General features: G+C 69.8%; 10 protein-coding genes. All 10 read left to right on the top strand.

The window, feature by feature from the left end:
• Window positions 1-247 precede the first annotated feature (247 nt).
• The 10 genes from KF889_30655 (at window position 248) to KF889_30610 (ending at window position 10741) form a co-directional block, all read left to right on the top strand.
• Window positions 248-1624 (top strand): hypothetical protein, encoded by a 1377-nt coding sequence (locus tag KF889_30655; protein MBX3503826.1) that lies wholly within the window; start codon window positions 248-250, stop codon window positions 1622-1624.
• 60 nt (window positions 1625-1684) lie between these two features.
• Window positions 1685-2068, top strand: coding sequence for a hypothetical protein (locus KF889_30650; protein ID MBX3503825.1), 384 nt, complete (start codon window positions 1685-1687; stop codon window positions 2066-2068).
• Between the two features lie 96 nt (window positions 2069-2164).
• Window positions 2165-2290, top strand: a complete 126-nt coding sequence (gene ykgO, locus KF889_30645) for a type B 50S ribosomal protein L36 (GenBank protein MBX3503824.1) — start codon at window positions 2165-2167, stop codon at window positions 2288-2290.
• 160 nt (window positions 2291-2450) lie between these two features.
• Window positions 2451-3950, top strand: coding sequence for an FAD-binding protein (locus tag KF889_30640; protein MBX3503823.1), 1500 nt, complete (start codon window positions 2451-2453; stop codon window positions 3948-3950).
• Window positions 3951-4099: 149 nt separating this feature from the next.
• The gene (locus KF889_30635; protein MBX3503822.1) at window positions 4100-5299 is read left to right on the top strand and encodes an FAD-binding protein; all 1200 of its coding nucleotides are present in this window, start codon (window positions 4100-4102) and stop codon (window positions 5297-5299) included.
• A gap of 2 nt (window positions 5300-5301) precedes the next feature.
• Window positions 5302-6654: a 4Fe-4S dicluster domain-containing protein gene (locus KF889_30630; GenBank protein MBX3503821.1), complete on the top strand. Its 1353-nt coding sequence runs from the start codon at window positions 5302-5304 to the stop codon at window positions 6652-6654.
• A 7-nt stretch (window positions 6655-6661) separates the two neighbouring features.
• On the top strand, window positions 6662-7681 hold the full coding sequence (locus KF889_30625; protein MBX3503820.1) for a tetratricopeptide repeat protein: 1020 nt from the start codon (window positions 6662-6664) through the stop codon (window positions 7679-7681).
• Window positions 7678-8682 carry a tetratricopeptide repeat protein gene (locus KF889_30620; protein MBX3503819.1) on the top strand — a complete coding sequence of 335 codons (1005 nt, stop codon included), beginning with the start codon at window positions 7678-7680 and terminating at the stop codon, window positions 8680-8682. Before KF889_30625 ends, KF889_30620 begins: the two co-directional genes overlap by 4 nt.
• A 37-nt stretch (window positions 8683-8719) precedes the next feature.
• Entirely contained in the window at window positions 8720-9277 is a 558-nt protein-coding gene (locus KF889_30615; GenBank protein ID MBX3503818.1) for a tetratricopeptide repeat protein, read from the top strand.
• A gap of 231 nt (window positions 9278-9508) precedes the next feature.
• Window positions 9509-10741, top strand: coding sequence for an amidohydrolase family protein (locus KF889_30610; GenBank protein MBX3503817.1), 1233 nt, complete (start codon window positions 9509-9511; stop codon window positions 10739-10741).
• Window positions 10742-10792 lie beyond the last annotated feature (51 nt).

Here is a 10792-nt window from a genome sequence, read left to right as displayed (position 1 = left end):
GGGGGGGGGGCTGCCGCAAGTGACGCACCACGGCTGTGCCCAACCTGAAACGACCCCCCACCCCCACCCTCTCCCCGCAAGCGGGGAGAGGGAGGAATGCGCCATATGCGATCGCTCTGCCCGGAGGGGGAAGGAAGGGCCGGGGTGCCGGCGATGACACGCACGACACAATTCGGCTGGTGCGAGGACACGGCCACGGCATCGGGCGCTGCCATGCTGCGGCCCAGCCAAAGACATGGAGAGACCCATGGCCATCGACAACGTCCTCGACTCCCTGGCGACCAAGCTCGCCACCGTGCCCTCGGCCCAGGTCCTGCAGCCGATCATCGACCAGCTCGCGGCGGCGGCCACCGATGCGGGCATGCGCAGCCGCGTCGCCGGCATGGCGGCGGCGGCGAACCGCAGCGCGATCGAGGACCGGGTGCTCAATGTCATGGCTGCCGGCGCGCTGGGCGTGCTGCCGGGCGGCGCGAGCCTGAAGCCGGTGCTCGAGCCGATCCATGGCTGGCGCGTCAACTCGTTCCTGTCCGCGCTGCGCCACGCCATGGTCAACAGCAAGCCGCTGCAGGCGACGATGAAGCAGCGCGCCGGCCAGTTCATCTTCTATCCCGAGTTCTATCACGAGTACCCGGACTCGGTGGACGAGCGCATCGCCGCCGTGGCGCGCGCGCATTGCGGCATGGGCCCGTCGAGCCCCGACCTGCCGGCGCTCTACACCCTGGGCGGGCTGTTCGACGGCGCCGCGTCGCTGACCCAGCTCAAGGCGATGGGCCAGGGCGGCGGCGGCACCAGCTGCGTGATGACGGCGCGCGCCATCTATCACGCCGCCGGCTGCGACATGATCGACGGCAGCCCGCTGACGCTGAACACGCCCAACGGCCCGGTGATCGACCTCGGCACGCCGACGCGCAAGACGTACAAGCAGAGCGGCAAACCCTATCTGGATCCCCGTCGCATCCGCGCCGACCTGGCCGATGACGGCAAGCCCTTCAAGGACACCGACGTGACCATCCGCCCGCATCTGACGATCGGCGACATCTACTATGTCGAGGGCACCGGCGATCATCTCTACCTGGCGCGTGGCGGCGGCGCGCTCGCCGTGCATGTCGGCATCATCGTCGGCCACAGCGGCGACACGTACTACACCGTCGACGGCGGACAGGGCAGAGGCGCGGATGTCGGGCTGAGCGGGCTGCGCAAGATGACGTTCAAGCAGGGCGGCGGCTGGTGCTTCGCCGATCTGGACGACAGGGGCAACTGGACCTACACCAAGGCCACGCGCAGCTACAACAACGGCGAGATCCAGGTCATCAACAAGGCCGGCAGCGATCTCAGCGGGGACGACCAGATCCGTGCACGCCTCAACAGCGACAAGGCCTTCGCCGCGCACAAGCCGGGCTACGAGAAGGCGTACGCCGACTTCATCCGCGCCATCGGCACCAATCGCGAGAAGTTCTTTGAGGGGCAGCTGAACATCCAGCGCGAGAACGTGCGCCGGCTGGCCCGGATGATCGCCGGCGGCAGGATCGGCGAGGTGCGTACCATCCACGGCTGGTGGGAGTCGGAGTCCTACAACCAGCTGGCCTGGGCCGGGCCGAAGCAGATCGCCGAGCTGCTGCACTGATCAGTCGACATCGGGGCCGGGCGTGTACAGGGTCGCGGCCCACCGGTAACATCGCGGCGCATGCCGATCCGGTGGACCGCCTCCCCTGCCGAACGTCTGGTGACCGCCGCGGTGTCCGGCGAGGCGACGCGCGAGGAGTTCGAGCGCTACCTCGCCGAAGTCCACGCCGCCGGCGCCATGCCCTTCCGCAAGATCCTCGACCTGAGCTTCGCGCCGATGTCGCTGCGCGCGGCCGACATCAAGGCGCTGGGCCGCGTCATGGCCGAGTACGCCAAGGACGGGCCGCTGGGCCCGCTGGCCATCGTCGTCGACGCCGACTCGACCCGCGAGGCCAGCGCCCTGTACGGCCAGGCGGCCTCCGTCGACCGGCCCTTCGCCATTTTCGGCAGGCCGGCCGAGGCCCGGGAATGGCTGGACAATGTGGCGCCGCTGCCGCCCGGCTGACGACGTCCGGTTGACAGGGCGGGCCCCCATCCGTATGGTCCGCGCCGCTTCGAATTTCCCCCGGTCGCCCGGGGGTTTGTTTTTGGGAACTGGGCCATGAAGATCCGCTCGTCGCTCAAGACGATCAAGACCCGCCACAAGGCCTGCCGCGTCGTGCGCCGCAAGGGTCGGGTCTACGTCATCAACAAGACCAACCCGCGCTTCAAGGCGCGCGCCGGCTGATTTCGGCCTGAATCCGACAGTCTGACCGGGCGGCGGGAGCGCAAGCTTCCGCCGCCCGTCGTTTGTGCGCGGGCCGGGATGATTCCGTCCGATCCGGCACAGAAGCTGCGCTCGACAGCGCGCGGCCGGCGGCTTCCAACCGGCAGGTTTTTGGAGTGTAGTGGCCGGTATCATGCAGATGCCGCCGCTCGACCCCGGGATCCTCGCGCGCCGCTCGCAGATCGTCGCGGCGCTGCGCGCCATCGTGCCGGGCGAGGGCGTGATCGACGATGCCGAGGGCATGAAGCCCTACGAGTGCGACGCGCTCAGTGCCTATCGCCAGATGCCATTGGTCGTCGTGCTGCCCGAGACGGTCGAGCAGGTCGCGCGCGTCCTGCGCTACTGCCAGGATTCGGGCGTGAAGGTGGTGCCGCGCGGCGCCGGCACGTCGCTCTCGGGCGGCTCGATGCCGGTGGGCGACGCGATCCTGTTGGGCATGGCCAAGTTCAACCGCGTGCTCGAGATCGACATCGCCAATCGCTGCGCGCGCGTGCAGCCGGGTGTCACCAATCTCGGCATCAGCCAGGCGGTGGCGCATGAGGGCTTCTACTACGCGCCCGATCCCAGCTCGCAGATCGCCTGCTCGATCGGCGGCAACGTGGCGGAGAACTCCGGCGGCGTGCATTGCCTGAAGTATGGGCTGACGACCAACAACCTGCTGGGCCTCGAGATCGTGCTGATGAGCGGCGAGGTGGTGCGGCTGGGCGGCAAGCATCTCGACGCCGAGGGCTACGACCTGATGGGGCTGATGACCGGCAGCGAGGGCCTGCTCGGCGTGGTCACCGAGGTCACGGTGCGCCTGCTGCGCAAGCCGGACACCGCGCGCGCCGTGCTGCTGGGCTTCCCCACCGAGTCGGGCGCCGCCGAATGCGTCGCCGCCATCATCGCCGCGGGCATCATCCCCGGCGGCATGGAGATGATGGACAGGGACGCCGTGCAATGCGCCGAGAACTATGTCGGTGCCGGCTATCCGCTCGACGTCGAGGGCCTGCTGATCGTCGAGCTCGACGGGCCGGGTGTCGAGGTCGACTACCTGATCGAGCGTGTCGCCGGGTTGGCGCGCGAGCGCGGCGCCACCACGATCCGCGTCAGCGCGGACGAAGCCGAGCGCGTGCTGTTCTGGGCCGGGCGCAAGGCGGCCTTCCCGGCGGTCGGCCAGATCTCGCCCGACTACATGTGCCTCGACGGCTCGGTGCCGCGCGCCAAGCTGGTCGAGGTGCTGGGCCGCATGCGCGAGATGTCGAAGACGCACCGCCTGCGCGTGGTCAACGTCTTCCACGCCGGCGACGGCAACCTGCATCCGCTGATCCTGTTCGACGCCAACGACCCCGATGAGCTCAGGCGCTGCGAGGAATTCGGCGCCGATATCCTGCGGCTGTGCGTCGAGGTCGGCGGCGTGCTGACCGGCGAGCACGGCGTCGGCATCGAGAAGCGCGACCTGATGGGCGTGCAGTTCACCCAGGTCGATCTCGACCAGCAGATGCGCGTGAAGTGCGCCTTCGATCCCGACCACCTGCTCAACCCGGGCAAGGTCTTCCCGCAGCTGCGCCGCTGCGCCGAGCTCGGCCGCCTCGTCGTCCACAAGGGCCAGATCCCCTTCCCCGACCTGCCGAGGTTCTGATGGGTGCCGTGTCCCTTACCTTCCCCCGGAGGGGGAAGGTGCCCGAAGGGCGGATGGGGGATGTCGAAGACGGACTCCTCCGTTCGTCTTCGACATCCCCCATCCGTCAGCGCTGCGCGCTGCCACCTTCCCCCTCCGGGGGAAGGTAAGTGTCTTCTCTTCAACCCCGCACGCCCGACGAACTGCGCGCGGCGGTCGGGTGGGCGTTGAACGAGGGGGTGACGCTCGCCATCGAGGGACGCGGCAGCAAGCGTGCCTATGGGCCGCCGATGAAGGTCGACCACAGGCTGTCGCTGGCGAACATCAGCGGCGTCGTCGACTACCAGCCCGAGGAGCTGGTGATCACGGTGAAGGCCGGCACGCCGATCCGCGAGGTCGAGGCATTGCTGGCGCAGCGCAAGCAGATGCTGGCCTTCGAGCCGCCCGATCTCGGCGCCATGCTGGGCGGCGCTTCGGGCGAGGGCACCCTGGCCGGCGCGCTGATGTGCAACCTCGCCGGCCCGCGGCGCGTCAGCCACGGCGCGGCGCGCGATCACTTCCTCGGCTTCCAGGGCGTCAACGGCCGCGGCGAGCTCTTCAAGTCGGGCGGCCGCGTGGTGAAGAACGTCACCGGCTACGATCTTTCCAAGCTGCTTGCCGGCTCGCGCGGCTCGCTCGCGGCGCTGCACGAGATCACGGTGAAGGTCGTGCCGGCGGCCGAGAAGTTGCGCACGCTGATGCTGGTCGGCCTCGACGACGCCACCGCGGTGCAAGCGATGTGCGCCGCCATGGGCAGCCCCAACGAGGTCAGCGGCGCGGCGCATCTGCCGGCGGAAATCGCCGCGCGAAGCAGCGTCGACCTCGTCACGAAGCAGGGCGGCGCCATCACCGCGCTGCGTATTGAAGGCGTGGCACCGTCTGCCGATGCACGCATGATGGCACTGCGCCAGCAGTTCGCCGGCGTGGCACCGCAGATGGAGGAGCTGCACTCCATGCGCTCGCGCCTGTTCTGGACCGAGCTGCGCGATGCGAAGCCGCTGGCCAACGACGCCGAGCGCCTGCTGTGGAAGCTCTCCTGCCCGCCGAGCGACGGCGCCGCGGTGGTCGCCGCGATCCGCGCCCGCCTGCCCGAAGCACGCGCGCAGTACGACTGGTCCGGCGGCCTGGTCTGGCTCACCACGCGCGAGGCCACCGCCGACATCGTGCGCGATGCGCTGCGTGCGACCGGCGGCCACGCCACGCTGGTCCGCGCTCCCGACTCGATCCGCGCCGCCGTGCCGGTCTTCCACCCGCAACCCGACGCGCTCGCCGCGCTGTCGCGCCGGGTGAAGGAGAGCTTCGATCCGCGATCGATCTTCGCCGGCGGCTGACAATGCAGACCAACTTCACCCTCGCCCAGCTCGCCGATCCCGACATCGATCGCGCCAACGCGATCCTGCGCAAATGCGTGCATTGCGGCTTCTGTACCGCGACCTGCCCGACCTTCGTCACGCTGGGCGACGAGCGCGACAGCCCGCGCGGGCGCATCTACCTGATCAAGGACATGCTGGAGCGCGATGCGCCGGCCAGCCAGATCGTCGCGCGCCATATCGACCGCTGCCTGTCGTGCCTGGCCTGCATGACGACCTGCCCGTCGGGCGTGCACTACATGCACCTGGTCGATCACGCGCGCGCGCATATCGAGGAGACCTACCGGCGGCCCTTGGCCGACCGGCTGCTGCGTGGCGTGCTCAACCGGCTGATGCCGAACCCGCGCCTGTTCCGCTGGACCATGGTGCTGGGCCGCTTCGCCCGACCGGTCGCCGCGCTGTTGCCCGCGACCTCGCCCGATCCCGGCGGCGCCACGTTCTGGCGCCGCCTGCGCGCCATGCTCGATGCGGTGCCGGCGCGATTGCACCCGCCCTCGCCGGTCGACCGGCCGCAGACCTTCGCCGCCCAAGGCGCGCGCGCCCAACGTGTCGCGCTGATGAACGGCTGCGGCCAGCAGGTGCTGGCGCCCGAGGTCAACGAGGCCACGGTGCGCCTGCTGACGCGGCATGGCATCGAGGTGGTGATTGCCGAAGGCGCGGGCTGCTGCGGCTCCTCGGTGCTGCACACCGGCCAGCGCGCGGCGGCGCGCGATCTGGCGCGGGCCAACATCGCGGCCTGGATCGACCAGCTCGACGGCCCGCTCGACGCCATCGTCGCCAACGCCTCGGGCTGCGGCACGACCTTGAAGGACTACGGCCACCTGCTGGCCGAGGACGAGCAGTGGCGCGGCGGCGCCGAGGCGGTGGCAAAGCTGGCGCGCGACGTCAGCGAGGTGCTGGCGCCCGAGGCGCTGCGGCCGGTCGGCAGGCCGGTGCGCGCGGACGGTGCACCCATGGTGATCGCCTACCACGCCGCCTGCTCGATGCAGCACGGCCAGAAGCTCACCGAGCCACCGAAAGCGCTGCTGCGCGCCGCGGGCTTCGTCGTCAAGGACGTGCCCGAGGGCCATCTGTGCTGCGGCTGGGCCGGCACCTACCAGGTGCTGCAGCCGACGCTGTCGCGCCGCCTGCGCGACCGCAAGCTCGCCAATATCGAGAGCCTGCGGCCCGACGCGATCGCGGCGGGCAATTTCGGCTGCATCGGCCAGATCGGCTCGGGCAGCACTCTGCCCATCGCGCACACCGTGGAACTGCTAGACTGGGTGACGGGCGGACCGATGCCGGCGAAGTTCGAGGGCCGGTTCCGCCTGGCGTGAGGCGGCGATGAGGCGAGGCCCTGGGATCGCGATGCTGCTGCTGGCGCTCGGCGTCTCGCCGTCGCTGGCGCAGGATCGTGCCCGCGACTGGCAGCGCTGCGAGGGCGTCGAGGATGCCAGCCTGCGCGAATCGATCGAGAGCTGCACGCGGCTGATCGATGCGGGGGCCGAGAGCGAGCAGGGGCTGGCGGTCATCTTCTACAATCGCGGCGTGGCGCATCACTGGCTGGGCGACGACGATCGCGCGATCGCCGATCTGTCCGAGTCGATCCGCCTCAATCCCTGGTTCGCCGATGCCTGGCGCTGGCGCGGCCAGGCGTGGTTCGGCAAGGACGAGCACGCGCGCGCGATCGACGACTACGACCGCATGGTGGCGCTCGACCCGGCCAACGCCTTCGCCCATTTCCTGCGCGGCACGCTCCATACCTGGATGCGGCGCTGGGAGCCGGCGATCGGCGATTTCGGCGAGGCGATCCGGCTCGACGAGAGCTTCGCCCGGGCATGGTACGAGCGCGCCAAGGCCTGGGAGGCGCTGGGCGAGGAGGAGCGCGGCCGGCTCGATCGCGAGGCGGGACGGCGCATCGATCCCGATCACTGGGCGCGCGCCTGCCTGCAGGCCTCGCGCGCCGGGCGCACGGCGGAGGCACTGGCGATGTGCGACGAGGCGCTGCGCCTGCAGCCGCATTTCGCGCTCGCCGCCCGGCTGCGCGCCATCCTGCATCTTGACGCCGGCCGGCTGGACGCGGCCATCGCCGATTTCGACCTGGCGCTGCGGGTCGAGCCCGACAAGCCCGAATTGCGCCGCGACCGCGGCATCGCCCATCTGCGTACCGGCCAGCTCGACGCCGCCATCGCCGATTTCGACGCGGCGTTGCGCCAGCAACGCTACGACGCGCTCACCCTCTACGGCCGCGGCCTCGCGCGGCAGCGCAAGGGCGATGCGGGAGGCGGCGCCGACGATATCGCCGAAGCCAGGAAGCTCGACCGCCGCATCGACACGCGCCTGGCGGAGTACGGCCTGCGATGAGGCGGTGGGCAGCGCTTGTCGCTCTGCTGCTGGCGCTGCCGTGGAGCGAGGGAAGGGCGCAGGATCGGGCCGAGCAGTGGCGGCGCTGCGAGGGCTTGGCCGAGGTGGATCGCGAGATTGCCGTTGCTGCCTGCACGGCATTGATCGAGTCCGGGCACGAGGCGGAACAGAGCCTGGCCGCTGCCTTCTACCATCGCGGCCATTTGCGCGGATTTCAAGAAGCGGATCAGGCCGTCGACGACCTCACGCAGGCAATCCGGCTCAATCCCTGGTTTCCTGCTGCCTATCTCGAGCGTGGCAATGTTCGCGCGGGCAAGCGCGACTACGAGTCGGCGATTGCGGATTTCACTGCGGCGATCCGGCTGGATCCTTCGGATGCGTTCGCATTCCTGCGTCGCGGCCAGGCCTACCTCGCCAGGAACCTGCCCGCGGATGCTCTCAATGACTTCGAGGAGGCTATCCGCCTCAACCCATACAGCGCCACCGCCTATCAGGGGCGCAGCAAAGCCTATGAGGACTTGGGCCAGCATGAGAAGGCAAAGCAGAACAATCCTAATCCTTGGACCTATATCTGCGGCTATGGCGTGTTGTATCAGGAGTTCGATGAGGCAATGGCAGCCTGCAATAGGGCGCTGGCGATCGCTCCCGACTACCCGGTAGCGCTGCGATGGCGAGCGATGATGTTGCTGATGGGCGGACGGCGCGACGCGGCGCTCGCCGATCTTGATCGCGCGCTGCGAATCGAACCGTCGTCGAGTCTGGGACGCGAGTTGCGCGGTATCGCCCACTTGCTGGGTGGGAATCTGGACGCAGCAATCGCCGACCTCGACATCGCCGTGCAATGGGATACGAAGCGCCTGGGCTCTATGGCTCTCTACGCCCGCGGCCTCGCTCGCCAACGCCGGGGTGACCAGGCCGGCGGCGCAGCCGACATCGAGCGGGCGAAGTCGCGCAATTCGAGGATCGAGGCGCGCGCTGCGGAAGAGTACGGCCTGAAATAGCCCATGCTACACTCCATCGCCCGCGATGGAGGCGATGATGCCCAGGCCACGATGGTTCGCGCCGCTGCTGGCGATGTTCCTGATGAGCGCGGAGGCGGCGATGGCGACGCAGAAGGATCCGGCGCTCGACGGGCTGTTCCAGCGCCTGGCCACGATCGACGATCCGGTGGCGGCGGCGGCGCTGCAGCAGGCGATCTGGGAGACCTGGATCAAGGCCGACTCAGCCGAGCTCGACGCGCTGATGCGCCAGGGCATGCTGCAGATGGCGGCGCAGAAGCTCGACGAGGCGGTCGAGACCTTCAGCCGGCTGATCGAGAGGGCGCCGGACTTCGCCGAGGCGTGGAACAAGCGGGCCACGGTGCATTTCCTGCGCGGCGACATGGCCGCCTCGGTGGCCGACATCCAGCGCACCGTGGCCCTGGAGCCGCGGCATTTCGGCGCCTGGTCGGGGCTGGGCATGATCATGGCGGAGCTCGGACGGCCGGCCGACGCGGTGAAGGCCTACGAGGAGGCGCTGAAGCACAACCGGCACATCGAGGGCCTGCGCGAGCACATCGAGAAGCTCCGGGCGGCGTCGGGGGAGCGCAAGACCTGAGGGATCGCAGGCGCCGGTGCCTTCCCTTCCCCCGGAGGGGGAAGGTGGCAGCGCGCAGCGCTGACGGAAGGGGGATGTCGAAGACGAACACGGGCGTCCGTCTTCGACATCCCCCTTCCGCCCTTCGGGCACCTTCCCCCTCCGGGGGAAGGGACGGCAGCCGGCGAGACGCCGGCGGTCCCATGTGACAGTATGCGCGCCAACCGCATCTCCAGAGGTTTGAGAGTACCCATGCCCACGCTTTACATCGGCGGCCGCCTGTTCGACGGCGAGCGCTCCCTCGACAACCATGGCCTGCTGGAGGAGGGCGGGCGCATCAAGCGCATCGCGCCCGCGGGCGAGTTCGCCGGCTACAGCGGGCCGCGCGTCGACACCGCGGGCGGCACGGTGGTGCCCGGCCTGATCGACTGCCACATCCATTCGCTGCTCGGCGCCGAGGGCAATCCCGGCCTGGTGCAGGACCGCATGACGCCGGCCCAGCTCGCCGTGCGCGGCATGGAGTTCATGCGCGCCACGCTCGAGGGCGGCGTCACCGCGGTGCGCGACTGCGGCGGCAAGGACTACATCGAGTTCGCGCTGCGCGACGCCTACAACGCCGGCCGCTTCCTCGGGCCCACCATGCGCTGCGCCGGACGGCTGATCTGCATGACCGGCGGCCACGGCAACCGCAACGGCCGCATCGCCGACGGCGTCGACGACGTGGTGCGCGCCGTGCGCGAGCAGATCCATGCCGGCTCCGACCTGGTGAAGATCATGGCCACCGGCGGCGTCATGACGCCGGGCGTCAATCCCGAGGACGCGCATTACAGCGCCGAGGAGATGCGTGCCGGCATCGCCGAGGCCACGCGCTTCCACAAGACCACGGCGAGCCATGCCCAGGGCACCGAGGGCATCCTCAACGCCGTGCGGGGCGGCGTGACCTCGATCGAGCACGGCATCTTCATGACCGACGAGGCGATCGGCGAGATGCGCACGCGCGGCACCTGGCTGGTGCCGACGCTCGCGGCGCTGGTGCACATCCTGCGCGGCGCCGATGCCGGCGATGCCAGCATCCCGCCCTACGTGATCGAGAAGTCGCGCCGCATGGCCGAGCGTCACGTGCAGTCGGTGAAGATGTACTACGAGGCCGGCTGCAAGATCGCCATGGGCACCGACGCCGGCACACCGTACAACCGCCATGGCGACAACGCCCTGGAGCTCGAGTTCATGTGCGATATCGGCATCAGCAATCGCGACTCGATCTTCTTCGCCACCGCGAGCGCCGCCGACCTGATGCGGCTCTCCGACCACGGCCGGCTGAAGGACGGCAACGTCGCCGACCTGGTGGTCACCAACGGCGATCCGCTGGGCGACATCCGAATGGTGGCGCGAAGGGAGAACCATCGCCTGGTGATCAAGCGCGGCGAGGTCGCCCGCGACAACCGCGCGGCGTTCGACAGCGCGCTGCGCGTCGCGGCGCAGTGAGGATGTCGCGCATGCGCAACTCTTCCTTCCCCCGGAGGGGGAAGGTAGAGC

Source organism: Alphaproteobacteria bacterium (assembly GCA_019635875.1).
Classification (GTDB): domain Bacteria; phylum Pseudomonadota; class Alphaproteobacteria; order Reyranellales; family Reyranellaceae; genus JAFAZJ01.
Note: the sequence above shows the minus strand (reverse complement) of the source record. Positions and strands in the feature narration are given on the sequence as shown.